Consider the following 26,327-nt stretch of genomic DNA (forward strand, 5'->3'; position numbering starts at 1 on the left):
GCGCTTTCCAGATCCGATTCATCCGGCTGGAAGGCGCCTGCTTGCATCTTAGCAGCTACATAAGCCCATATTCCCTTAAAAGCACTCCAAGCTCCGTAGGTTCGATCTTCTTTAACAGCAGCTTTTTAAGCATTTCAAAAGGCATGGGCAGCTTTTGGGCCAGCGGCGATTTTCCGTCCATCAGCTTTACAGAAGCCTCTAACAGCGCGCGGATATCGTACACGCTGCCCCATACTTCCGGCACTCCCCGATCTACGCTGCAAAGGCCGTAGACGGCTTCCATGGCAGTGCGGACCGAATATTCTGTGGTAAAAACCGTATCTCTGGGTGTCTGGGCAAACTGACCTAAAAAAGCTGTATTTACACTCCCATCAGGAATTACATCCGGCCGGTCCCCGTCCCGTCTCGGCATGAAAAAGGCCGTGATATATGGCATCATAGCAGGAACACAGTTTGCTCCATGATCTGCCAGCCATGGGATTTCCTCTGCCGGCACGCCCAGATGGTACAGCCATTCGGATGTGATCTCCTTACCGGTGCACTCTCTCATGGGTTTTCGGACAAAATCCCCCAGCGCATCCGGGAAAAGCCCATAGAGCCAGATACACACCTCCTCCTTCTTCTGCTCCTTAAACTGTCCCTGACGGTTGATGGTCCAGCTTAACAGCCAGCCGGAATCCATACAGCTGACGATCCCGCCTGTAACCACCTTACCGGAATGAGGATCTCTTTTGCAGATTTTTTTTACATATGAAAGAATCCGCTCGTCGGAGGTAGTAATAGTGGCGGATTCCCAGCAGGTCTTAGACGGCTCCGAACAGAATTTTTCCGGGCGGCCAAAGGAAGGATCCTGCGCCGCGATATTCTTCCAAAGATTCCAGCATATTCCGCTTTTTGTCTGGTTCATTTCCTTTGGCGCATGATCCTGATCCCCGTAAACCGTACCCTCAGTGCAGCTTCCATTTGTAATGAAAACAAGATCCTTTTCTGTCATGGGAAGTTCTGCCCGGCCTCCGTTTATGATACAGTCAATGGATCTGGCGGTCTTTTTTCCATTCTGTATTTCAAACCGCACGTTGGTCACTGTGACGCCGAAGCGAAACTCCACTCCCGCATCCTCCAGATAGCGTTTCATGGGCAGGATGAGGGACTCGTACTGATTATAGCGGGTAAATTTAAGCGCCGAAAAATCAGGCAGGCCGCCGATATGGTGGATAAAGCGACGCAGATACAGTTTCATTTCCAGGGCGCTGTGCCAGTTTTCAAAGGCAAACATCGTGCGCCAGTAGAGCCAGAACGCCGAGTCAAATACTTCTTTGTCAAATACATCCTCAATGGTCTTATCAAACAGATCCTCATCTCTTGTGAAAAAAAGCTTCATGATCTGGCGGCTTCCTTTTTCGCTTAAGCCGAACCGCCTGTCAGCACAGGCCGCCTGCCCCCGGTTCTTCGTGGCGCGGCAAAGGGAATAGTTGGGATCCTCTTTGTTCAGCCAGTAAAATTCATCCAGCACAGAAGCTCCCGGCGTATCAAGGGAGGGTATCGATCGGAACAGATCCCAAAGACATTCAAAATGATCCTCCATCTCGCGGCCGCCGCGCATGATATAGCCTCTTGTGGGATCCATTATCCCGTCACAGGCGCCTCCGGTAAGGTCGGAAGCTTCCAGGATATGGATCCGTTCTCCTGCCATCCCCGCATCCCGGATCAGGAAGCAGGCCGCCGCCAAGGAGGCCAGACCGCCGCCGATCAGCCATGCCGACCTTTCATCGATCCCCTCCGGCTTTTTCGGCCGAGCGAACGCCTCGTAATTTCCCTTTGAATAATAAAAGCGCTGTTCCCCCTGGCTGAGTGTTTTCTGCTTCTGAGGCGTGCTCTTTTTCTGTCCCCGTTTTTTTTGGGCCATCATAACCGCCGCACCGGCACCGGCGGCCATCATTCCCATGGCACCGGCCATCCACATATTTGCCCTTTCAGGCCTCATAGCCCGATGCTTCATCCGGGAGGATGCAGCCATTTTCTTTATCCCACGGGCCATCGCTGTATGCTTCATGTTGGGAACCACTGCCATCCCCTTTATTTTGGGCGACATCACCATACGTTTCATCAAAAAATCCCGCCTTTCGTCTTTTTGGGAGTATCTGGAAAGCACGCCCTCAGGCGCGGATTCCAGACCTGATAATAGTCTGTGCCGGAATCCATTCTTTTAAACGATAAAGTATTTCAGAAAAACTATCCTGTAAGCCGTCATTTATTTATCAAGTTTATGTGGTATAATGCAGTTTATAGGGAGACTGCCACAGAGCAGCTTATTTGAACCATGCTAACCTGGCAGAAAAAGGCAACTCCAAAGCCATTTTTCGCGATTCGGTAAAATAAAAGCAATTTTGAACGAGGATAAAGTTATGCACTTTGTAAAAACGAAAAGTATCTTATCATCTAAAAATGGGATGAATTTATATCGCGGCTGTACTCATGGCTGTATATACTGCGACTCAAGAAGCAAGTGTTATCACATGGAACATGACTTTGAAGATATTGAAATCAAAGAAAATGCTATTGAGCTATTAGAAAATACCCTTAAACGGAAACGTGAAAAATGTATGTTGGGTACAGGCTCTATGACAGACCCGTATATCCCCCTGGAAAACAAACTGGGGAATGTCCGCAAGGCATTGGCTTTAGCAAACCAATACGGTTTTGGCTTCACTTTAATAACCAAATCCGACCAAGTATTGCGGGACTTAGATCTTTTGAAGGCTATCCATGATAAAACAAAGTGTGTCGTGCAAATGACGCTGACCACCTTTGATGAAGATTTATGTAAGAAGATTGAGCCGAACGTAAGCACAACAAAGGAACGAGTTGCGGCTCTGAAAAAAATGAATGAAGCAGGTATTCCCACCGTTGTCTGGCTTTGCCCCATTCTTCCATTCATCAATGACACAGAAGAAAATATCAGAGGGATTTTAGAATATTGTATTGAAGCAAACGTATATGGCATTATTTGCTTTGGAATGGGACTAACACTCCGTGAGGGAAACAGAGAGTATTTTTACAATCAGTTGGATCGGTTATTTCCTCACCTGAAAGATAAATATATACGCACTTATGGTATGCAGTACCAGCTTAATAGTCCTAAAAACAATGCACTGATGAAAATGTTTCATCAAATGTGCGAAGACAGCGGAATAATCCACGATAACCAGAAAATATTTGAGTATCTGTATCGTTTTGAGGAAAAAAACGCCCCTGTTCAGCTAAACTTATTTGACTTAATTTAAACCCAACGGCAAACAAAAAAGTCAGTGGAACCCCTCACCCGGCTCAAAAGCGTGGCAATATACTGTTGAAAAAAATATAGATTTACTGCCGCTCCTTAAAGAGACAGCAGTAAATCTATATATCATAATGTCAGCACACTAAATTGGTTCAAAATCAGCGGCTCCGTGTTTGCATAACGGGCAGATGATATCCTCCGGCAGCGTGTCGCCTTCATAGATATAGCCGCATACCTTGCAGACAAAGCCCTTTTTGCCCTCGGTCTGAGGCCTGGGCTTTACGTTGTTCTGATAGTAGGTATATGTCATGGTCTCACGGTCGCTCATCACTCTGGCTTCCGTAACAGAGCATATAAACATACCGTGGGTGTCCAGATCCACATACTGTTCTACCTTCAGGGACATAAACGCATTGATATATTTGGGAAGGAAGGTCAGGCCATTGTCAGAACGGCAGATCTCCATGCCGGCAAACTTATCCGTCTGTCTTCCACTCTGAAATCCAAACGTTTCAAATACCTTAAACGGCGCTTCCACGGACAGACAGTTGACGTTCATAACGCCGGTCTGCCTGATCACATGATGCGAGTAGTTGGCCTTGTTAATATTTACAGCCACGCGCAGCGGAGTATCGGTAAGCTGGGTCACTGTGTTGACAATCAGACCGTTATCCCTTGTTCCGTCGTTGGACGTCACGACATAGAGACCGTAGCCAATCTTAAAGAGAGCCTTCATATCGTGTTTATTGGCTGTATTTTCAGAACGGGCAATGTATTCCTCGCAGAGCTCTGCAGCCATCTGCTCGATCTGCTCCCGATTTTCACTGCTTATGGCAGACTGGATGGTTATCTTATCCTTTAACCAGGTGATATCCTTTGAAGATGCAAACATGGCCTTCATGGTTTTTGCCGCCTGGGGCGCCCAGGAACCATTTTCAATGAGACCGATGGTGCGCTTACGGTAGCCACGTTCCGTAAGGTGGTCGATAAAGGTTTTCATAAACGGGAAAATATCAGCGTTATAGGTTGTAGTAGCCAGCACCAGCTTGCCGTAGCAGAAGGCATATTCCACAGCCTTTGACATATCCATACGGGCCAGATCGCAGAGCACTACCTCCGGGCAGTTTTTCTCCTTTAATCTGGATGCCAGAAGCTCCACGGCCTTCTTTGTGTTTCCATACACAGAAGTATAGGCGATCACCACTCCGTCCGATTCCGCCTCATAGGAGGACCAGATGCTGTATTTTTCAAGATAATGACCCAGATTTTCCTTCAAAACCGGTCCATGCAGAGGGCAGATGATCTGAATATCAAGACTTGCTGCCGCTTTTAACAGGTTCTGAACCTGTGCGCCGTATTTTCCAACGATGCCAATGTAGTAGCGGCGGGCCTCGTCATCCCAGTCCTCTTCCACATCCAGAGCTCCGAACTTGCCGAAACCATCTGCTGAAAACAGAATTTTATCTGCTGCATCATAGGTCACCATTACCTCCGGCCAGTGTACCATGGGCGCAAATACAAAGGTCAGCACATGGGTTCCCAGGGTAAGCATATCCCCGTTTGCCACCTCCAGGGTACGGCCGTTGAGATCCATCTCAGGGAAAAACTGCTTCATCATGGCAAAGGCTTTAGCGTTAGATACAATGGTGGTGTTGGGGTAGACCTTCATAAAATTGTGGATGTTGGCGGAGTGATCCGGCTCCATATGCTGAATGATCAGATAATCCGGCGCTTTCCCCTTTAAAATCTCAGCCAGGTTGTCCAGCCACTCATGGGTAAATCTTGCGTCTACGGTATCCATAACCGCCGTCTTTTCATCGCAGATCACATAGGAATTGTAACACATCCCATTAGGAACCTGATACTGTCCCTCAAACAGATCGACGCTGTGGTCATTCACGCCTGCATAGATAATGTCTCTGGTAATTTCCATTGTTATACCCGTTCCTTTCTGCATTATATGTTTATTCTACCACGGGTTTTATGAATTTTCCATCTATAGTTTGTTAAATTTTTATTTATTTCCGTTTTTACTTTCCTTCCTGCCATACCATCCAATATTCCAGTTCTCCGTATCCTCATCCCGATTTTTCCTCTGAATTGTAAACTGCGTTCTCTCATAAAACACAAAGGCCCTGGTATTCTTTGCGTATACGCTTCAGCTCAGCCTCTGCCAGCATCCCCTTCCCCCTTCCATAATGATCCTTCCAATACAGGGGAGGGATAAAATTATGGGCTTTAAGATTGGTGCCCAGCCAAATGGCGGCGATCGCGCCGATCTCATTGCTGGGCATCGTCCGTATCATTTCCATTCTCTTTTTTTCATTCAGGTTTTATATCCTGTGGTTTTACCATACCTTCCCTGTAAAATCCATGGATTTACCGCTGTCAGCGACGGATTTGCATTCGGATCATGATTTGCTAACGACTCTATACAGTTTTCATCAAGGCTCTGTTCCCTGATCCATGCCAGAGAGTTCTTCTGCGCTTCTTTATCAGACGCAATACCAGACGGAATCATCTCTCTCCAGCTTTTTTCTGCATAACCGCCATCAGATAATAGGATGATTCGCTGCATCCAGAACATTATTTCATTTATAAAAAGGGTATACCACATTTGTGACATACCCTGACACATTCAGTCTTTTTACAGTGATCCAATAGAAAGCGCCGTTTTTAAAGCGTCCGCTGTTACAGTAACTGCATTTCCCGGAGAATGCCTGGCTTCCCCAATCACGAAAACCTGCGGCGCAAATTCAGACACAGCTTCACTTAGCGGATTATTAGAACGCGTTCCCATGGCCAGTACAATATTGTCATACCCTCTTACAGAACGCAGAGAACCATCTTTGGCCATATACTCAATGCCATCAGGATAAAACCGGGTTATCCTTGCATCTGGATACAGAAAAACATGATTTCGTTCAAATCTTTCAAACATATATCTCCGATTCTCCGGAGCAATCTCCGCTGCAATCGTAGATTTCATTTCTGCAACAGCGACATGATGGCCGCGTTCTGCCAGATATTCTGCCGTCTCACATCCGATCATTCCTCCCCCTGCAACAATCACCTTTTTTCCAACAGCACCTTTTCCTGCAAGCATATCCTGTGCAGTTATATAACCGCAATCTGATAAACCGGGAATCGACGGCAGCAGCGGCAGAGAGCCTGTAGCCAGAATAACTGCATCCGGCGCAAGGGAACGGATGGATTCCAAGGCAGCCTCCGTATTAAGGCGTACTTTTACACCGGCTTTTTCACAGCGCACGATCATAGCGCGGACAGCAGCGGAAATCTGTCCTTTTCCTGTCGGATATGCAGCAATGCGAAAACTTCCGCCAAGTTCGCTGTCCTTTTCAAATAAGGTAACCGAATGGCCGAACACTGCGCACGCCCAGGCAGCATACAGGCCGGCGGGACCGCCGCCTACCACTGCAACCCTCTTTTTTACTGCGGCGGGTTGCCATTCCCCTTCTCTTCCTACACAGGGATTCAGGGCACAGGTAATCGGCTTTCCAGCAAACATATTTGGAACACACCCAAGCAGACAGCCTATACACGGCATCAATTCCTCCAGCTTTCCTGACCTGGCCTTATTGGGAAGTTCCGGATCAGCAATGCTTTGTCTCCCAAACGCAACCAGATCGGCACGGCCCTGTTTTACAAGCAGTTCCGCATATTGCGGTTCTGTAAATCTTCCCACTGTGATCACAGGAACAGAAACAGCGCGCTTGATTTCACTGGTCAGATCCCCGTTAAAGCCTCCGTGTGTCATACCGGGTGCCCACATAAATTCATCATGCAGATGAACCGAACGCGTAACATGAAGTGCATCCACGCCACATTCCTGCTCCAGATAGGCGGCTGCGGCTGCCGCATCCTGAACGCTCTGACCGCCCTCCACTTCATCACAGGCATTGATTCGGCAGAGAACCGGGATACTTCCTCCAGTTTTGCGCCGGATATTTTCGATGATCAGACGCGGCAGACGCATTCTGTTTTCAAAGCAGCCTCCAAATTCATCCGTGCGATGGTTTGTCCGTTCGGAAATAAATGTACTTACCAGATAACCATGAGCACAATGCACCTCCACCATATCAATCCCTGCCTGCTGGGCTCTTCTGGCTGCGTCTCCATAGCACTCGATCACATGGTAAAGTTCTTCCGTGGAAATGGCTTCCGGTATTTCCCTGCCGCAGGAAACCGGGATGGAACTGGCTGCTTTCAGAGGATATCCGGTAAGCCGGGAATTTCCCTCCGGGCCTGCGTGCTGAAGCTGAATCGAAACTTTCGCTCCATATCTGTGGCAGTTCTCCGCCACCTGCCGAAAACTGGCGATGGTATAATCTGAAAAAAGGCATGGCTTGTGCGGTCCGCCCTTTGCCTGATAGTAAACCACGGTAGACTCAATGGTTATCAGTCCAAAACCACCCTTTGCGCGTGCTGTATAGTAGGCAAGAGAACGGTCGCTGAGGGTTCCGTCCGGATTGGCAAGATTGTTCCCCATCGGAGGCACCACAAAACGGTTAGGAACGGTCACACTGCCGATCTGAATGGGTTTAAACATAATTGAAAATTTCATAATCTCTGTATCCCCTTTCTCCAGAAAGGATTTCTTCAGGCGAACAGCCCATCCTTTTTACTCCCCTCTGTCAGAAAAAAATTGCTCCTGTAATTCTCTCCATGGCATCTCCTGTCCGGTGAACAGCTTAAATGCGGCAGCCCCCTGCCGCAGCAGCATTCCAGTTCCTCCGATTACAGTCCTGCATCCCGCTGCCTTTGCATCTGACACCAAACGGGTTTCCAGCGGATTATAGATTGTATCGGCCACAACCAGATCCGGGCGGAGCAATGAAGGATCCACCAGGGATATGCCATCCATAGGCTTCATTCCTACCTTTGTTGCGTTAATGAGGATATCGCTCTCACGAACAGCTTCAGAGAATACCCTGTCATCCTCTATATCACATATAGATACGCTGCAGTTTAACTCCGAATCTGTCAGCCTCTTTACGATCTGTCTCCCGTTTTCATAAAATTCGTCCATCCGATTGAAAATGACGATCTTTGAAATGCCCTCCATGGCTGCCTGGACACAAATGGCAGTAGCTGCACCGCCCGTACCAAGCAGAACTGCCTTTTTTCCCTGAAGTTTTACGCCATGAGCGCGGAGATTGTCGGTAAAACCAATACCGTCCGTATTATAGCCGATCAGTTTTCCCTCATCTGTCACCTTTACTGTATTGCAGGCTCCGATCCGTTCTGCAGCCGGTGTGATTTCATCTAAATACTTCATAACCGCAGTCTTATCCGGCATTGTGACATTAAATCCCTTCACATGAAACGCCTTAATCGCCGCGATCCCTTCCTCCAGTTTATCCAAAGGTACATCAAAGGCAAGATAAACAGCATCGATACCCGCCCTGTCAAAGCTGTAATTATATATGGCCGGAGAACCGGAATGGCCGATCGGAGAACCGATCAGGCAGTAAAGCTGGGTGCGTCCTGAAATGTTATGTTCCATCTTATCTTTCCTCCTTGCTCTGTGTTGTTTTATATCAGTTCCGGCCAGTCAGATTTTAAGAGGCTCACGACGGAATCGTAGTTTTCCCTCGCCGCGGATATAATCCCATGTGAGAGGATTTCATCGCTGATCACCTCAACGGCCACAACGGCGGGAACAGCGCCTTTTTTACGAATCATGTTCAGAAAACCAGCCGTATTTCCCGCCCCTGTTCCCGGCATCATACGGTCATGCATGGATTCATCACGCAGGACGCTGCCGGCATAGGGTTGCGGACGGACATCATTCAGCTGAATGGCAATGATTTTATCAGCCGGAATTTCCTTAAGAATATCCGGAGCGTAAGAATATCCGGAACGGATCCAATGCCAGGAATCTAATATCAGTCCGGTATTGCGGCAGCCAGCTGCTAAAATAACCGCCCAGGCTTTCTCTATATTTGGCAGGCCGCTGTACGGCATAGGCTCTATGGCAATTATGTACTGCCCTGCTCTCCGGCACAGTTCCTCCAGTTTCTGTGCGGTATATTCTATGGAATAATTTTCCATAAGTCCGCAGTTAATATGTTTTACTCCAAACAAGTCACACATATGAAAACAGATCTGCTCTTTATACATCTGTTCATAGGAGCGCCTGCGTTCCGCCCACTGGACGATATATTCTACCTCTGTGACGCGCATATCATATTTTTTCAGAATTTCAAGCATATCCGTATCAGACATTCCCTCATTTAAGGCGTCTGCATAGTTTTCCGCCCGCAGACCGATCCCTTCAAAACCGGCAGCTTTTGCGGCAGAAACACGCTCTTCAAAAGAGCACTGATCTCCCAGCGTCCATGAACTGATGGTAATTGGACATTTTTGTGACATTGCACATTCCTCCTGTATTTTTCTGTTTTCCCTTCCGGCCCGGAACAGACGGGACAGCCAATCGTCATGTCTGACGGTAAATCCAGTTTAGCGTTGTGCGTGATAAATAGCAAATAAATATTTTTAATAAAATTATAGATATTATCTATGATTTATCCTATAATATTTCTGTAAGAAGGAGGATGCCGGGATGAACCTGTTTTATTTACGTTATTTTGTTACACTGGCCCATGTACAGCATTATACAAAGGCAGCCGAACAGCTATGTATTACACAGCCAAGCTTAAGCCACGCAATTACTCAAATGGAAAAGGAGCTTGGGCTTCCTCTTTTTGAAAAAAACGGACGCAACACAACGCTGACTCGGTATGGAGAGGAGTTTTTAGCCTGCGCGGAACATACATTGTCTGCACTGGACGCGGGAATCGAATCCCTTCAGCGAAGTGCCCGCGGAGAGGGAATGATCCGGTTGGGATTGCTGCGAACACTGGGGATTGAGTTTATTCCCCGCCTGGCTGCAGGGTTTCTGAAAGAAAATCCTGATTTAGATGTGCAGTTTACCTTTCATACAGGAGTGACTCAAACGCTGCTGGATGGACTGGCCGCCAGGAAATTTGATTTAGTATTTTGTTCTCAGCCCCCGGCTCAATTAAAATTCACCGCAGTACGGGTACAAAAGCAGCATCTTGTTTTAATCGTTCCCAGAGATCATCCGCTTGCCCTGCGCAATGCCATTGATTTGGCGGAAACAGCCCCTTATCCCCAGGTTTTTTTTGAAAAAAGTTCCGGCATACGGTCTGTGGTAGATAAGATGTTTGCGCAGATCGGCATAATTCCGCAAATTGCTTACGAAACAGAAGAAGATCAGGTGATCGCAGGACTGGTTGCGCAGGGATTTGGAGCTGCGGTCGTTCCCTATATGGACTTATTATTAAAACTGGATCTCAAGATTTTACAAATCAGATCTCCCTCCTATACGCGGGATCTCTTTATGGTAAATGACGACCGCATATTTATGCCGCCCTGTGTGCGCCGCTTCCGTCAGTTCGTCCTTGACGGAAAAACTCTCCAGTGGTCAGAAACGATATAAGGAGTATTGGCTTAAACCATACCCTCAAAGGCACAATAAAGGCGGTATGACCCATTTTCAGATACATACCGCCTGCTTTTTTACTTAATATAGCTTACGTGTCTGCAGATTTCTTCGTAAACAGCTTCTTTCCTCTCATTAAAGACTACCTTGTTTTCTTCAAAGAGATTGCGCCCCTGAGTATCGATGGATACAATCAGTGGGCCAAATTCCTTCACGCGGCAGTTCCAAAGTGTTTCCGGCATTCCAAGGTCTCTCCACTCCGCCCGGATGATTTCTTCCACTTCCACTGCCGCAACCACTGCATTTCCCGCCGGAAACACACAGTGAATCGCCTTATAATTTTTGCAGGCATACTCTGTATTCGGTCCCATCCCCCCTTTTCCGATAATCACTTTCACTCCGGTCAGTTCCACAAACTCCTTCTCAAACTTTTCCATTCTCATACTGGTCGTCGGTCCTACTGAAACCATCTCAAATTTATCATTTTCCAGCGGGCGGACAATTGGGCCGGCATGAAAGATTGCCGCATCGCGGACATCCACCGGCAATTCTCTGTGCCCCTCCACAAGACGCCTGTGCGCTACATCGCGGCAAGTTGTCATGCTGCCGTCTAAGTATATGATATCTCCAATATGTATATCCTCCAGATCCTTTGCACAGATTGGCGTAATCAAAACTTTCTTTCCATCTCTCATCTCTACCATTATAATGTCACCCCCGAATGTGTTGTAATCACATAGTTCAGATCTTTATCAAAGATAATATGGCCGCGGCGATGAGACCAGCATCCCACATTCACTGCAACGCCGATAACGGACGGATGTCTTGCCGCATTTTCAATATGAACTCCCATCACCGAATATTTTCCGCCCATTCCCTGCGGGCCAAGTCCTATTTTGTTGATTCCATCCTCCAGAAGTTTTTCCATGGAAGCTGCGCGCTCATTCTCATTGTGGCTGCCAAGGGGCCTCATCAGCGCCTTTTTTGACAAAAGGGCTGCTGTTTCGATGGAAGTCGCAACGCCTACGCCTACTAAAAGAGGCGGGCAGGCATTCAGGCCATAGGATGTCATCACATCCAGCACAAATTTTGTCACTCCCTCGTATCCGGCCCCCGGCATCAGAACCATTGCTTTTCCTGGAAGTGTGCAGCCTCCGCCAGCCATATAAGCATAGATCTCACAGGCATCGCTGTTGGGAACAATATCCCAGAACACAGTCGGAGTTCCCTTTCCCACGTTCTTTCCTGTGTTATACTCATCAAAAGTTTCAACGCTGTTGTGACGCAGCGGAGCTTCTTTTGTGGCAGTCACAACCGCTTCTTTCAACAGGGCTTCCAGTTCATCTATCAGCGGAAATTGCGTTCCGCACTTTACCCAAAACTGAAGCACTCCTGTATCCTGACAGCTGGGACGGTTCAAACGCACTGCCAGTTCCTGATTTTTTTTCATGGTGCTGTAAATAACTTTGGACAGAGGACTGTCCTCTTTTTCCGCCAGCTCATCCAGCTTAGCCGTAATATCATCCGGCAGTTTTTTTCCAATATGGCTTACAAAATTTGCCATATAGCGGGTAAGCTGATCTGCCTGTTCCTTCCTGTTCATTTGTTCAACCTCCTGAATCGTTACGTTTTTTCTATCAGAATCAGGACGTTCCGGTTCGTCTCCTAATAAGGGAGCGCTCCGGTCAGTCCGAATACTGCAAGGTATATAAGAATGATGATCCATCCATAGTTTTTCATATACTCTTTCTGGAACTCTACAAAATTCAGTTTCGTCTCTCCGCACAGCATATAAAGCGCCGGAATCACCGGACTGACCAGACGAAACGACTGTCCTGCCATTGATGCGACGGCTGCCTGAAGCGGCGTAATTCCAAAGGATCCCATGACGTCCTTCATCACTGAGGCAATCCCAAAATAAAAGGCATCCTGAGGCAGAAAACAAATGGCCGGAGCCGCTATGATGGAGTAAACCGGAGCCATATGGCTGCTTAAAGAGGTGGGAATCATGGCCGCAATGCTGTCAGCAAGCGCTGCTGCCATCCCGCTTCCCGTAAGTACGCCGGAGAAAACGCCTGCACCCATGGTTACAATCGCCGTAGGAAGAACATCTGCTGCCAGATCTTCCAGCCGGCCGGAACACAGATCTGCTTTCCTGTAGTTAACAATCAGTGCGATTGCCGAGCTCATCATAAAAATAATGGATCCATGGATTTCACCCTGAATCAAAAGCGCCAAAGCTGCCAGGGTAAGAACCAGATTAAAAATAAAAAGCCCGGGACGTTTGAGATCAGGATCTTTTTCGCGTATTGCATTCAGCATCTTCTGAATGTGTTCCTCTGATACATCTGCGTTCTTTTTGCCGGTGTATCCAAGACGTCTGCGCTCCTTAAATCCCAGACGCATAGCTAAAAGGATCACAGCTGCCTGAGCCGCCAGAAGGCCAGGGAGAAGCTCACGGAACAATTCATTGATCTCGATTCCCTGAGCCGTCGCAGAAGCGATCGTCGGACCGCCCCACGGAAGCATATTCCAGATGCCAATGGGTGCAACAATTGTAACAGCCAGATAACTGAGTTTCAGATTCATCTGCTTATACAGACTGATAAACGCCGAAATACAGATGATGATTGTAGTGGTAGTGTCTCCGTTAAATGCCACCACACTGGATACCATAACGGTGGACAGCAGAACCTTCAGCGGGTCGCCCTTTGCCTTTTTGATAAAAAATTCAGCTACCGGATCGAACAGTCCCACACCAAGCATAATATCAAAATACAGAATGGAAAATAAAATTGTGATAGCCGGTGAAATAACTCCCCATGAAATTTTTCCCGTCTCCGTATTCAGTTTAAAAAAGATGCCCTCCTGAATCCATCCGGCAAGCTCCAGGATATTGCTTCCCATTACCGCAACAGCCACAATACCGAACACAAACGGAATCAGAGTCAGTGCCGTGAATACAGACAGTTTTTTAGCTGAGAGCAGAACAATGAACGCGGTAATCATCGCCAGCGCAAGTACAGTTAACATACATATTTCCCCCTTTGTACATTTTATCTCTCATTGATTCAGGCAAGCATTTTAATCCTGTCGTTTTGTTTTGATTTTCCTTGCCCTTGATGGTTAAATATTACCATTTCACCAAAAATATCACTATCCGTTTCTCTATCTCTTTCCCACAGATTTTGCACTGTCAGTACGCCATATGGTATTGCACAGGGAAAAATACATTAAAAAATGAACCGGTTCTTTCAAAGAAAAAAGTTCAGGGATTTCCGGCTCCTGAACTTTTTTCTCATCTCTTATGCTGTTTTGGCTCCTAAAAAAATGGAATGTGGTGATTTTTTAGATTAGAAGGTTTCCTGCATTTTTATTTTTATCCCCATCGTATCACAGCGTTTTCATCTCTCCGTCTCCCATGAATCAATTTCCCGGCTGAGCTTATCCGCTTCAGATATAAATGCCCCCGCAAGCTGATGCAGCCGGAGGATATGCTCCCTGGCTGCATCACAGGCAGGACCCATGTGGCTCCCGCAGGATTCTCTTTCCTTTTTTTCCCGGTACTGTTCCAGCTTTCTGCACACATAAGGATCATCTGCTGAAATAAAAGTTTTTTTAAACTCCAGGTCACTGAGCGCATGATCCGCACTGAGTTGGCGGCGATATTCGGTCGGAGATTTATGGAAGCTTTCTTTAAAGGCTGCATTGAATGATTTTAAATCCGCAAAGCCATGTTCCATGGCAATATCAAGAATCTTTGCATCGCTCCGGCTCAGTGCGCGCGTTGCCTCTCTGAGACGGATTCTTGTCAGGTAGTCATAAAAATTAATCCCCAGATATGTTTTAAAAAGCTGAGAAACATAGCTGGGATTATATCCGCTCTCCTTTGCAAGCATATCCAGTCCAATTCTTCTGCAGTAATTTCTATTGATATACCGAATCATCCTATCAATTGCATCCAATTTTTTCTGGCTGAGATGAAATGCCGCCGACTGAATCCTTTTCGGCGGAAATTCCGAGATAAGCAGATACATAAGATTATAAAAAGAATGGTCAAACAGCAGCTTCTGCTGCGAATTTTCCCCTCTGGCGCCAAACATCATATCCGCCAGATTTTTCCGCATCAACCGGAATATCTCACCCTGTCTCGTTGCAGGATCTGAGCAAAGCTGGAAATGAAGATACTCTGCATCCTCATAATAATCCTTTAAAAACGCCGGATTTACATGAAGCACCATGGCGATGCTCCCCGACTCCCTTGAAAATGTTGCGTGACCGCTGTTTGAATTGATCAGAATCAGGTCGTCCTCCTGAAGGATCCGGTTTACGTTCTCTGAGCATACCTCGATTTCTCCCTTCAGCACAAGCAGAAATTCCAGATCCTGATGCCAGTTGTAATGATAGGAGCCGATGCGGTAAACAGACTGATCCGTCTCAATGTTTATATTCTTTCTGCTGTAATTGTAATGAAGCTGCTCCATGGCTTTTCTCACACCTTTCATCATGATAACCCACAAAATCGCGTGTATTTGGGAATCCATACCAAATCAGCGCCGATACTGCAGATCATTGCCCCTTTACAGGATATCATTTCGGCATTTTACTGTTTATAACATCTGTTCCCCATTTTGAAAGCAAAATAAGGATAGGTTTTAACGATTTTCCTAAATCTGTTAAAGAATATTCAACTCTGGGAGGAACTTCATTATATTGGATCCTTAACACTATATTATTTTCTTCCAATTCCCGTAAACTTTTAGCAAGCGCATTATTGGAAATACCGGGAAGTTTTCTTTTTAATTCATTAAAACGTATTATTTCTGCCTGGCATAAACACCATAAAATATGCATCTGCCATTTTCCGGTTAAGAGATCCAGCGCATATTCTACTGAACAATCCTTCATTTTATTTTTCCTTCTTCCGTATGGTTAATTATTTTTAACCAAGTTAAAAATAATTGCGTACTTGTTAATTGAAATTGCTGTAATATAATTATACAAGAAAAATCCCAAAACACAAGAGAGGTAAGATTTATGCACTATACAGAACCAATCATGAGACCCCCATGCGAAGGATATTCTATTTTAATTGAAGCTACTGCTGGATGTTCCCATAATAAATGTACCTTCTGCAGCGCTTACAAAGAAACCTGTTTTCGGATCGCTCCAATGGAGCAGATCCGGCAAGATATTGTAGAAGCAGGGCGATTTGCCACCTTCATGCAAACTCCACGTTATCTGGACGCAACAACAAATTATGTTTTAAGCTCTGCCGGAACAAAACATAATGAAAGGGGGTTTTTGCTCAGCGGGGACGCTTTTGCCATGAGTTTTAAAGATTTAAAGCAGATTGCGTTATGGATTCATGAATATATTCCTTCCACTAAAGTAATTACCGCTTTTACAACCGTAAACGATATCAGAAGAAAAACTTTAGAGGAACTGAAAGAGTTAGCTGCTCTCGGCTACAATGATCTTTATGTAGGAACGGAAACTGGAAGCCCTGATATTTTAGCATGGATAAAAAAGGGACATACTCTGCAAGATGCACTTGAGCAGTTACATAGATTAGAAAATACTTCTATTCGTTATTCGATACAGTATATCACTGGATTGGCCGGTTCAGGAAACGGTGTTAAAAATGCTGTCGAAAGCGCCGAATTCTTTAACCAGATTCATCCATATATGATCGGCTCATCTTCACTCACTATCTTCCCTGATACGGAGTTGGGAAACGCCTTTGCACATGGCACATTCACGGAAGCTTCGGAATTAGAACGGATAGAAGAAATGAGAGTATTGATCGATCATATAAAAATTAACACATTTTTTCAAGCCAGCATATTTCATCCATGATTCCGGTCGTTGGTTTGTTACCAAACGATAAGGAACGCCTATTATCGAATTTAGACCGTGTGATTGCTGAACTAAAATCCATGAAAATGCTGCCTAAATATGAACGAAATATTGTATAAGAATGGCTGTGCAGACATTGCAGACTTGAAAAAGAGAGTATCCCAGAGTCTGCGTAAATCCCTAAACAATCTTCTATCATTCTAAATGATCTTTTCGGAATGGATATGAGCTGTTTTACCAATTTTTCCGGTAAAATCATTCATTTTCTTCAATCCGTTTTAACAGCCAGAATACGCAAAAAACGCTGGAAACCGCATGATTCCAGCGTTTTTAATGTCTCTGTAAAATTCGGGATTACTGTCCCATCTGCTTTGCAACTTCCTCAGCAAAGTTCTCTTCCTTCTTCTCAAGGCCTTCACCTGTCTCGAAACGAACGAACTTTTTGATCTTAACATCAGCGTTATTCGCCTTTGCCACAGCTGCAACGTACTGAGCTACGCTTTGCTTTCCATCTTCAGCCTTTACATAAACCTGATCTAAAAGACAGAACTCCTTTAACTCTTTGTTGATACGTCCCTGGATCATTCCCTCGATTACCTTCTCAGGCTTGGAAGCTTCCTTGGGATCGTTCTGGATCTGAGCCATCAGGATGGACTTCTCATGCTCAATGAAAGCCTCATCAACTTCATCTCTGCTGGTGAACTGAGGCTTTAAGGCAGCTGCCTGCATAGCCACGTTTCTTGCCATCTCTTTGATCGCGTCATTTACAACGTTGGTCTCAACGTCAACCAGAACGCCGATTTTTCCGCCTGCATGGATGTAGGATGCTACGAAACCGTTCTCCTCTGTAAGCTTCTCAAAACGGCGGATGTTCATGTTCTCGCCGATGATAGAAATCTGGGAGGATAAAGCTTCCTTAACAGTCAGGGTCTCATCCTTAGCCCACTTCTCAGCCATAAAGCTGTCCATGTCAGCTGCGGAAGAAGCCAGAGCCTGCGCTGCTACGTCTGCAACGTATGCCTGGAATGTAGCATTCTTTGCAACGAAGTCAGTCTCAGCATTAACCTCTACTACCACTGCTGTTTTCTCATCAGCAGTCAGTAATGTATCTACGATACCCTCAGCTGCAATACGGCCGGCCTTTTTAGCTGCGCCTGCAAGTCCCTTTTCTCTTAAGAACTCAACAGCCTTTTCCATATCGCCGTCTGTAGCTGCAAGAGCTTTCTTGCAGTCCATCATTCCGGCACCGGTCATTTCTCTTAACTCTTTTACCATTCCTGCGGTTACTGCCATTTTGTCATCCTCCAATTTTAAAAGTTTTAATTACGCCTCTGCACCCTCTGCTTCAAATGCGTCTACAGGTACTTCGATCTCCATTGCGCCCTCTAAAACTTCGCCCTGCTTTGCCTCGATCACAGCGTCAGCCATCTTGGAAACGATCAGCTTAACGGCTCTGATCGCATCGTCATTGCCGGGGATTACATAATCCAACTCTTCAGGATCGCAGTTTGTATCAACAATACCTAACAGAGTGATTCCCAGTGTATGAGCCTCCTGAATACAGATGTGCTCCTTCTTGGGATCTACTACAAAGATTGCATCCGGGAGCTTCTTCATATCTTTGATGCCGCCCAGGTTCTTCTCTAACTTGTCCCATTCCTTCTTTAACTCGATTACTTCTTTCTTAGGAAGAACATCAAAGGTACCGTCCTGAGACATAGCCTCAATCTCTTTCAGTCTTGCAATACGGCTCTGGATGGTCTTGAAGTTAGTCAGCATACCGCCTAACCATCTCTCATTTACATAGTACATACCGCAGCGCTCTGCCTCAGCCTTGATAGCCTCCTGAGCCTGCTTCTTAGTACCAACGAACAGGATGGTGCCGCCCTCAGCTGCGATATCAGATACAGCCTTGTAAGCCTCATCTACCTTGCCTACAGACTTCTGTAAGTCGATAATGTAGATACCATTTCTCTCGGTGTAGATGTATGGAGCCATCTTGGGGTTCCATCTTCTTGTCTGGTGACCGAAGTGTACACCAGCTTCCAGTAACTGCTTCATAGAAATTACGCTCATGTTCTTTACCTCCATTTGGTTTTTAGCCGGGCCGCTGAGCATGGGCCCCGCATCGTCCGCCTGCTTCTTTTGCTTCCCGGAAGACCTGTTTTATGTACAGGCACCTTTCCGTAGAATCCACAGACGTGTTTTTTGTCAGCCTTACAAATATATCATAAAAAAAGACAGGTTGCAAGTATTTTTTGCAATCTGCCTTTTCCCTGACGCTTATCCCTTTGCCTTTTAATATAAAGACGCTCTGAAACTACTTTAAATTTGCATTGGAAACCTTTATGGTTTTCAGTTCGTCAAATACTACGTCATTGAGAACCTTAATGTAGGTTCCCTTCATACCGGAGGAACGGGATTCAATGACGCCGGCGCTTTCAAACTTACGCAGAGCGTTTACAATAACAGAACGGGTGATTCCCACACGGTCAGCGATTTTGCTGGCCACAAGGATCCCCTCATTTCCATTGAGTTCCTCAAAAATATGAATAATCGCCTCCAACTCCGAAAAAGAGAGCGTGCTGATCGCAGATTTTACAATCTGGACTTTTCTGGTCTCCTCAGCATTCTCCTCGTTGACGGAACGCATCATCTCAAGGCCCACCACTGTGGTGCCGTATTCGCTGAGAATGATATCGTCAATATCATACTGGCTGTCAGATTTATAGATAAACAGTGTTCCCAGACGCTCTCCCGCAATATCAATGGGAGTGATAATAGCCTGGTACTTCTTTACGTTCTCCTCCGCGAAACCAAGTGTGGCAAGGTTAACGTTCTCCTTGGTAGATAAAACGCTGAGGAGACGTTCATTCAACATCTTATCCACATAGCCGCCCACCTGATCCTCGATCAGTTCTTCAATCTCATCCACTCCCGGCCAGATGCTTACGCCGAGCACCTTGCCCTTTCTGCTGATAACAAGGATATTGGATAACAAAATCTCACTCAAAACCTTGCATATGTCATTAAAAACAACCTTATGGGAATTGTTGTTATGCAATAGCTTGTTGATTTTTCTTGTTTTGTCCAACAATTGAACGCTCATAATCGAAACCCTCCTTATCTCAAAGGTATGCTTTATAAAAAGCTTTACTAATAATCAAATTTTAGCACAATTTCAAAGCAATAACAAGAGTTTTTTGAAGTTTTCGATTATTTTAAGATATTTGTCATTTTTCTACTTCTCGTTTTCCGGCCGGTCCATCCGATAACCGCAGGTCTCGTCTGCACAGAGCAGCTTACTGCCCTTTTCCACCATATAAGAGCCGCATTTGGGGCACTTAAGGGTAGACGGTTTCTGCCAGGACATGAAATCGCAGTCTGGATTGGCCTCGCAGCCGTAATAAAGACGGCCTTTTTTTGTTTTCTTGCGTACCACCTCTTTGCCGCACCTTGGACAGGGAACGCCGATCTTTTCCAGATAAGGCTTCGTATTCTTACATTCCGGGAAACCTGGGCAGGCCAGAAACTTCCCGTGGGGGCCATACTTGATCACCATATTCCGCCCGCAGAGTTCACAGATCTCATCTGTAACCTCATCTTCTATCTTAACCGACTCCAGTTCCTTCTCCGCGATCTTCACAGCCTCATCCAAATCCGGATAGAAATTGCTTACCACAGTTTTCCAGGATACCGTACCGTCGGCCACCTTATCAAGAAGGGATTCCATATTGGCGGTAAAGCTTAAATCCACGATGCTTGGGAAGGACTGTTTCATGATCCTGTTTACTACCTCCCCCAGTTCCGTCACGTAGAGATTTTTGTTCTCCTTTGCCACGTACCTCCTGGCAATAATAGTGGTGATGGTAGGCGCATAGGTACTGGGACGGCCGATCCCCTGCTCTTCCAGCGCCTTTACCAGAGAAGCCTCTGTATAATGGGCCGGAGGCTGCGTAAAGTGCTGGCTGGGCTCCAGCCCCTCAAGGGCAAGGGCGGTTCCCTTTTCCATGGCGCCTAAGGTCTGGCTTTTTTCCTCTTCGTCATCCGCATCCACATATACGGACATAAAGCCGTCAAAAGATAAACGGGAAGCAGCTGCGGTAAAAAGCTGGTTTCCGCCCCGGATCTTCACAGATGTGGTTTCATATACGGCCGGAGCCATACGGCTGGCTGTAAAACGCTTCCAGATCAGCTGATAAAGGCGGAACAGATCCCTTGGAAGGGCTTCTTTAACCATGACCGGAGTCAGTGTTACATCCGTCGGGCGAATAGCTTCGTGGGCGTCCTGAATTTTCCCGTTATTTTTCTTTACCGGATCTCCCGCAGCCATGTAATTCTCGCCGTAATGTTCCTTTACAAAGGCCCTTGCAGCGGCGTCTGCCTCCTCCGCCACACGGGTCGAATCGGTACGCAGATAGGTGATCAGGCCAATCGTTCCATGCCCCTTAACTTCCACACCTTCGTACAGCTGCTGCGCCAGCCGCATTGTCTTTTGCGTAGAAAAATTGAGGGCCTTGGAAGCTTCCTGCTGCATGGTGCTGGTGGTAAATGGAATAGGCGCTTTTTTAATGCGCTCTCCCCTTTTTACTTCATCCACTGCATAGGATACTCCCTCCAGATCCTTCATAATCTGATCCAGTTCCGCCTTGCTGCGGATCACCGTCTTAGTCTTTGCCTTCTCTTCTTTCTGGCTCACAGCGCCGTAATACCGGGCCGTAAGGTTTTTTTTCATACCGGCCAGTTTAAACGAAGCATCCAGGTTCCAGTATTCCTCCGGAATAAATGCATTGATCTCATCCTCGCGGTCACAGATCATGCGCAGGGCTACAGACTGCACGCGGCCGGCGCTCAGCCCCCTCTTTACCTTTGCCCACAAAAGAGGGCTGATGCGGTACCCTACCATACGGTCCAGCATACGGCGGGTCTGCTGGGCATTGACCAGATTCAGATCCAGCGCCCTGGGGGACTTTAGGGATGCCTTTACCGCATTCTTTGTGATTTCGTTGAAACTGATGCGGTAAACGTCTTTGTTTTTCAGTTCATCCAGTTTCAGTGCCTTCATCAGGTGCCATGAGATAGCTTCCCCCTCACGGTCAGGGTCCGTTGCAAGATAGATCTTATCTGCCTTCTTTACTTCTTTGCGAAGCTTTGCAAGAACATCCCCCTTGCCGCGGATTGTGATATATTTCGGCTCATAATCATGCTCAGGATCAAAGCCAAGCTGGCTTTTGGGAAGATCTCTTACATGACCGCCCGAAGCGTCTACCTCGTAGCTGCTTCCCAGAAACTTTTTTATAGTCTTTACTTTTGCAGGTGACTCCACGATTACCAGATGATTCGCCATGGTGTAAAACTCCTTATTTTATGTTCCAGATTATTCCTGTCAGTTTCCCCGCAGATCCCCTGTCACAGGATCCCCCTGACATAGTACAGACCCGTTGTCCGTACCGCATAGCCGCCCAGCTCCAGTGTCAGGAGCGCATCCATAGACTGGCTGACCGAAAGGCCTGCCCGTTTTGCGATCTCCTCCAAATGGAGCGGTTCGGAATCCAAGCAACTATACACCATTTTTTCCCGCTTTGCAAGTCCCTTCTGATTTTTTTCCCCCAGATTCTCCCTCTTTTCACAGAAAATCCCCATATTTTCAAGTACGCAGGATGGTGAAAGCAGAACAAACGCTCCTGACGCAATCAGCTGGTTGCAGCCCTCGCTCAGGGCATCTGTAATCCGTCCGGGAAGCGCATAGATTTCCTTTCCCTGATCCAGTCCCGCCTGAGCTGTAATCAGGGAACCGCTTTTTTTCCTGGCCTCCATTACAAGAATCACATCAGAAAGTCCGCTGATAATGCGGTTTCTTATAGGAAAATTTTTGGGCAGCGGCGTGGTTTTCGGCGGATATTCTGAAAGCAGTCCTCCCTGATCGGGAATCCTTGCATAGAGACTGTAGTTTGACCGCGGATAGCACAGATCCACGCCGCAGCCCAAAACGGCAAAGGTTTTTCCTCCGCCGTCTAAGGCACCCTTATGTCCCGCGCCGTCAATCCCCAGGGCAAGGCCGCTGATAATATCCACTCCTGCCCGCGCCAGCTCCTTTGCCATATGTTCTGCCGTCAGGCGGCCATAGGCAGAGCAGTCTCTGGCTCCTATGACGGCAGCTGCCGGATGCTTCTCTTGGGGCAGCATTCCTTTTACATAAAGCCCCATTGGATAGTCATACATATGAAGGAGCCGGTTCGGATATTCCTGGTCCAGCGGAGTAATAAAACGGATCCCCTGGTCTGCCAGGCGGTAATACGCCTCTTCCATGGAATGAAATTCTTTTTTCCAGGCATCAAACCTATGGCAGCTTTCCTCCCGTTTTAAGATTCCCGCTTTTTTCAGTTCCATTCCTTCTATATAATATGCGTTTCTAAATCCTCCTGCAAAAGCCCCGATCCTCTGCACCGTCACCGGCCCCAGTCCTTCCAGCCTGCACAGCCAGTGCAAAAACAGCTTTTCTAGTTCTTCTCCTGTCCCCATAATCGTTCCTCCAGTATACGGTATCCAAATGCTTCTGCCAGATGCCCCCTCTTAATCTGTGGTTCTTCCTCCAGATCTGCAATCGTTCTGGCTGTTTTCAGGGCCTTATGGTAGCTTCTGGCGCTTAAGCCTCTTGCCTCATAAACTTTTTGCGCAAAATCCCGTTCCTTTTCTCCCAGCCTGCAGTACCGGTTTAATTCCCCTGAGCCCATATGGCTGTTAAACCGGATATCTGTGCCTTCAAACCGTTTTTTCTGGATTTTTACAGCCCGTTCCACACGGTTTCGGATCACAGCCGAAGACTCATTTTTCAAATTTCTTCCCTCCAGCTCATGAAATGAAACCGGCGCTGCCTCCACACAGATATCAAATCGTTCCAGTATAGGGCGGGAAAGCCGTCTTAGATATCCCCGTATCTGCGTTTCTGTGCATCTGCATCGGTTCCTGTCTGGAAAAAAGCCGCAGGGGCAGGGATTCATCGCCCCTACAATAAGAAAATCTGCGGGAAACTCACAGCTGTATTCCGCTCGGCTTACAACGACCCTGCGGTTTTCTAAAGGCTGGCGCAAAGCCTCAATGGCTCCCCTGCTGAAATGGGGCAGTTCATCTAAAAAAAGAACGCCTCCGGAAGCCAGAGAAAGTTCCCCCGGCTTTGGAAACCGCCCTCCTCCTGTAAGCCCCTGAGGAGAGATGGTATGATGAGGGCTGCGGAAAGGCCGCTTAGAAAGCACGGGATGGCTGTAAGGAAGCTGACCGCAGACGCTGTATACCTTGGAAATCTCAATATTTTCCTGCCAGGTAAGCCCTGGAAGTATCGAGGGAATCCGCGCTGCCACCATGGATTTTCCTGTTCCCGCGCTTCCGCACATTAAAAGGCCGTGCATCCCGGCAGCCGCAACCTCAGCTGCCCTGCGCAGAACGCCCTGACCATTTATTTCTTTAAAATCCACATCATACGCCTTATCCGGCACCAGCATATTTTCACGAAATTGTGTCAACACTTTTTTTGATGCTTCGTTCTCTGTCCATCCTGTTTCGCCAAATACTCCCACTTTTCTCCCGTTTAAGAGCTCTGCCATCTGGGCCAGGGAACGGACGCCTATGACTTCTATTCCCTCTGCCAGTATTCCTTCTGTCCGATTTTCCTCCGGCAGGAAACATCTTTTTAACCCGCGGTCTCTGGCGGCGGCTGTTTGAACCAGAATACCCGTTACCGGCTTTACGGTTCCATCCAGTCCCAGTTCCCCTATAATCATGCTGTCCTCTAGCTGTCGGATATCCAGAACCCCAAAGGCCCCCAGTACAGCGACTGCAATGGGAAGATCAAAGGCCGTTCCCCCTTTCTTTACACCGGCCGGTGACAGATTGACTGTAATTTTTTTTGCCGGAAGCTGAAAGCCTGAATTTTTCAGCGCTGTCCGCACCCGTTCCTGTGCCTCTCTCACCTCGGATGCCAGCTGGCCAGAGATGGAGAAGGCAGGCAAACCGTTCGATACATCTGCCTCCACGGACACAAAAAAGCCTTCTATTCCCCTGATACCGCCGCTGTTGATTTTCGTAAACATAGAATTCCCCTCCTTTTTAAGCAGCATACTCCCTTGATTCTAAGCTTTGGCTTATACCGTTTCAAGCATACTCTGCTGTTAAAAAGCGCACCTCCCATATGAATGTGTATGTTCCATATACGATGCATGAGAAATACAAAAACACTTCTGATATCGGGATATCACACATTGGAATCCGTCCTCTAAACGGCGCAGAAAAAGCAGAAAATACAGATCAGCCATGCAGATAAGCGTTCATTTCACGAAAAGATATAAGGCCTATGCCAAAGAATAAAACAGATATCTCTACTATAAAGGAGAACCGCCAAAATAGCAAGGAATTTCTGCAGCGTCCTGTTCTGTTCATTTCCTGTGTATTGGGGTAAAAACGGGTCATATATCATCTTAAAGACCTGGAAACTGATTGCTGCGGGGCTTTGTGAGCACAGCAAAAAACGCCGGTTTCCACTGCCTGGCTTCAAAAGACAGGCAGCCGGTTCCGGCGTTTCACAGCAGGTTATTCAATTATTCCCTATATCCGTCAGGGTTCATAGACTGCCATTTCCAGGAATCGGCGCACATCTCCTCAATTCCCTTCTCTGCTGCCCAGCCCAGCTCTTCCTTTGCCTTTGTACAGTCAGAATAGCAGGTGGCAATGTCTCCGGCCCGACGGGGCTGAATCTCGTATTTTAAGGTTTTGCCGCAGGCCTTCTCGTAAGCATGGAGCACATCCAAAACGCTGTATCCCACCCCTGTACCCAGGTTGTAGATGCTGACGCCTTCTTTCGCCTCCAGCTTCTTCATGGCCTTTACATGGCCCTTTGCAAGGTCTACTACATGGATGTAGTCTCTGACCCCAGTGCCGTCAGGCGTATTGTAATCATCTCCGAATACATTCAGATGATCCAGTTTTCCGATGGCTACCTGTGCGATATAAGGCACCAGATTATTGGGGATTCCCTTGGGATCTTCACCGATCCTTCCGCTCTCATGTGCTCCAATGGGATTAAAATAGCGCAGCAGCATTACGTTCCACTCCGGATCCGCCGTGTGAAGATCCGTTAAGATCTGCTCTAACATTCCCTTGGTTCGGCCATAAGGATTGGTGATCTCCCCCTTTGGGCACTGCTCTGTAATGGGGATCTGTGCCGGATCACCGTATACTGTAGCAGAGGAGCTGAATACAATATTCTTTACGCCGTGATTTCTCATCTCGTCGCAAAGGATCAGCGTTCCTGTGATATTGTTATGGTAATACTCCAGAGGCTTTACCACCGATTCTCCTACCGCTTTTAAGCCGGCAAAATGGATCACTGCATCGATGGACTCGTTATCGAAAATCTGTTTTACCGCCTCCCGGTCAAGCAGATCTGCCTTATAAAATTTCAATTTCTTTCCTGTAATCTCTTCCACCCGCTCTACCGCTTTCTCACTGGAATTGTACAGATTGTCCACTACTACTACCTGGTAGCCTGAATTTAACAGTTCCACGCAGGTATGGCTTCCGATGTATCCGGCGCCTCCCGTTACTAAAACAGCCATGTCATTTCCTCCTATCCTGCCTCCGTTTAAAAGGACGCCCCTTTACGGACAGCACGTTTGCAGATACGGCGGAATCCTAAGCTGCGCGCTC

The 26,327-nt window shown here is 47.0% G+C and carries 22 protein-coding genes; 3 read left to right on the forward strand and 19 right to left on the reverse strand.

Annotated features, from left to right (window positions below):
• Positions 1-55: 55 nt before the first annotated feature.
• Positions 56-1,984, reverse strand: a complete 1,929-nt coding sequence (locus tag HW447_RS02560) for an oleate hydratase (RefSeq protein WP_176254038.1) — start codon at positions 1,982-1,984, stop codon at positions 56-58.
• Positions 1,985-2,405: 421 nt separating this feature from the next.
• Here HW447_RS02560 and HW447_RS02565 point away from each other — a divergent pair, with 421 nt between their 5' ends.
• Positions 2,406-3,284: an SPL family radical SAM protein gene (locus HW447_RS02565; RefSeq protein ID WP_176253773.1), complete on the forward strand. Its 879-nt coding sequence runs from the start codon at positions 2,406-2,408 to the stop codon at positions 3,282-3,284.
• A gap of 138 nt (positions 3,285-3,422) precedes the next feature.
• Here the strand turns inward: HW447_RS02565 and HW447_RS02570 are convergent, their stop codons facing one another.
• From HW447_RS02570 to HW447_RS02595, 6 genes are all read right to left on the reverse strand, one after another.
• Positions 3,423-5,213 (reverse strand): flavin reductase, encoded by a 1,791-nt coding sequence (locus tag HW447_RS02570; protein WP_176253774.1) that lies wholly within the window; start codon positions 5,211-5,213, stop codon positions 3,423-3,425.
• 184 nt (positions 5,214-5,397) lie between these two features.
• Positions 5,398-5,586 (reverse strand): GNAT family protein, encoded by a 189-nt coding sequence (locus HW447_RS02575; RefSeq protein ID WP_176253775.1) that lies wholly within the window; start codon positions 5,584-5,586, stop codon positions 5,398-5,400.
• A 20-nt stretch (positions 5,587-5,606) separates the two neighbouring features.
• Entirely contained in the window at positions 5,607-5,897 is a 291-nt protein-coding gene (locus HW447_RS02580; protein ID WP_176253754.1) for a hypothetical protein, read from the reverse strand.
• A 30-nt stretch (positions 5,898-5,927) separates the two neighbouring features.
• On the reverse strand, positions 5,928-7,865 hold the full coding sequence (locus HW447_RS02585) for an NAD(P)/FAD-dependent oxidoreductase (protein ID WP_176253776.1): 1,938 nt from the start codon (positions 7,863-7,865) through the stop codon (positions 5,928-5,930).
• Positions 7,866-7,922: 57 nt separating this feature from the next.
• Positions 7,923-8,807, reverse strand: coding sequence for a shikimate dehydrogenase (gene aroE / locus HW447_RS02590; protein WP_176253777.1), 885 nt, complete (start codon positions 8,805-8,807; stop codon positions 7,923-7,925).
• 29 nt (positions 8,808-8,836) lie between these two features.
• Positions 8,837-9,676: a sugar phosphate isomerase/epimerase family protein gene (locus HW447_RS02595; protein ID WP_176253778.1), complete on the reverse strand. Its 840-nt coding sequence runs from the start codon at positions 9,674-9,676 to the stop codon at positions 8,837-8,839.
• Between the two features lie 190 nt (positions 9,677-9,866).
• Here HW447_RS02595 and HW447_RS02600 point away from each other — a divergent pair, with 190 nt between their 5' ends.
• Entirely contained in the window at positions 9,867-10,766 is a 900-nt protein-coding gene (locus tag HW447_RS02600) for a LysR family transcriptional regulator (RefSeq protein ID WP_176253779.1), read from the forward strand.
• 80 nt (positions 10,767-10,846) lie between these two features.
• On the opposite strand, the gene ttdB is transcribed toward HW447_RS02600, so the two are convergent.
• The 5 genes from ttdB to HW447_RS02625 form a co-directional block, all read right to left on the reverse strand.
• Positions 10,847-11,473 carry a L(+)-tartrate dehydratase subunit beta gene (gene ttdB / locus HW447_RS02605; protein ID WP_176253780.1) on the reverse strand — a complete coding sequence of 209 codons (627 nt, stop codon included), beginning with the start codon at positions 11,471-11,473 and terminating at the stop codon, positions 10,847-10,849.
• Positions 11,473-12,372: a L(+)-tartrate dehydratase subunit alpha gene (ttdA, locus tag HW447_RS02610; RefSeq protein WP_176253781.1), complete on the reverse strand. Its 900-nt coding sequence runs from the start codon at positions 12,370-12,372 to the stop codon at positions 11,473-11,475. The genes ttdB and ttdA overlap by 1 nt, the downstream gene beginning before the upstream one ends.
• A gap of 62 nt (positions 12,373-12,434) precedes the next feature.
• Entirely contained in the window at positions 12,435-13,802 is a 1,368-nt protein-coding gene (locus HW447_RS02615) for a citrate:proton symporter (RefSeq protein ID WP_176253782.1), read from the reverse strand.
• Positions 13,803-14,173: 371 nt separating this feature from the next.
• Positions 14,174-15,313, reverse strand: a complete 1,140-nt coding sequence (locus HW447_RS02620; protein ID WP_176253783.1) for an AraC family transcriptional regulator — start codon at positions 15,311-15,313, stop codon at positions 14,174-14,176.
• Between the two features lie 46 nt (positions 15,314-15,359).
• Positions 15,360-15,677, reverse strand: a complete 318-nt coding sequence (locus HW447_RS02625; RefSeq protein WP_176253784.1) for a winged helix-turn-helix transcriptional regulator — start codon at positions 15,675-15,677, stop codon at positions 15,360-15,362.
• Positions 15,678-15,806: 129 nt separating this feature from the next.
• On the opposite strand from HW447_RS02625, the gene HW447_RS02630 reads away from it, so the two are divergent.
• A complete protein-coding gene (locus HW447_RS02630) occupies positions 15,807-16,628 on the forward strand; it encodes a radical SAM protein (protein ID WP_176253785.1) in 822 nt (273 codons plus the stop codon).
• A 354-nt stretch (positions 16,629-16,982) separates the two neighbouring features.
• On the opposite strand, the gene tsf is transcribed toward HW447_RS02630, so the two are convergent.
• From tsf to galE, 7 genes are all read right to left on the reverse strand, one after another.
• Positions 16,983-17,921: a translation elongation factor Ts gene (tsf, locus tag HW447_RS02635; protein WP_176253786.1), complete on the reverse strand. Its 939-nt coding sequence runs from the start codon at positions 17,919-17,921 to the stop codon at positions 16,983-16,985.
• A 30-nt stretch (positions 17,922-17,951) separates the two neighbouring features.
• The gene (gene rpsB, locus HW447_RS02640; protein ID WP_176253787.1) at positions 17,952-18,704 is read right to left on the reverse strand and encodes a 30S ribosomal protein S2; all 753 of its coding nucleotides are present in this window, start codon (positions 18,702-18,704) and stop codon (positions 17,952-17,954) included.
• Positions 18,705-18,948: 244 nt separating this feature from the next.
• Positions 18,949-19,737 carry a GTP-sensing pleiotropic transcriptional regulator CodY gene (gene codY, locus HW447_RS02645; protein WP_176253788.1) on the reverse strand — a complete coding sequence of 263 codons (789 nt, stop codon included), beginning with the start codon at positions 19,735-19,737 and terminating at the stop codon, positions 18,949-18,951.
• A 132-nt stretch (positions 19,738-19,869) separates the two neighbouring features.
• A complete protein-coding gene (topA, locus tag HW447_RS02650; RefSeq protein ID WP_176253789.1) occupies positions 19,870-21,975 on the reverse strand; it encodes a type I DNA topoisomerase in 2,106 nt (701 codons plus the stop codon).
• Between the two features lie 62 nt (positions 21,976-22,037).
• Complete coding sequence (gene dprA / locus HW447_RS02655) at positions 22,038-23,150, reverse strand: DNA-processing protein DprA (protein WP_176253790.1); 1,113 nt, start codon at positions 23,148-23,150, stop codon at positions 22,038-22,040.
• Positions 23,129-24,715: a YifB family Mg chelatase-like AAA ATPase gene (locus tag HW447_RS02660; protein ID WP_176253791.1), complete on the reverse strand. Its 1,587-nt coding sequence runs from the start codon at positions 24,713-24,715 to the stop codon at positions 23,129-23,131. The genes dprA and HW447_RS02660 overlap by 22 nt, the downstream gene beginning before the upstream one ends.
• A 504-nt stretch (positions 24,716-25,219) precedes the next feature.
• A complete protein-coding gene (galE, locus tag HW447_RS02665; protein ID WP_176253792.1) occupies positions 25,220-26,236 on the reverse strand; it encodes a UDP-glucose 4-epimerase GalE in 1,017 nt (338 codons plus the stop codon).
• Positions 26,237-26,327 lie beyond the last annotated feature (91 nt).

Origin of the sequence: Enterocloster alcoholdehydrogenati, assembly GCF_013282095.1 — a bacterium.
Classification (GTDB): Bacteria; Bacillota; Clostridia; order Lachnospirales; family Lachnospiraceae; genus Enterocloster; species Enterocloster alcoholdehydrogenati.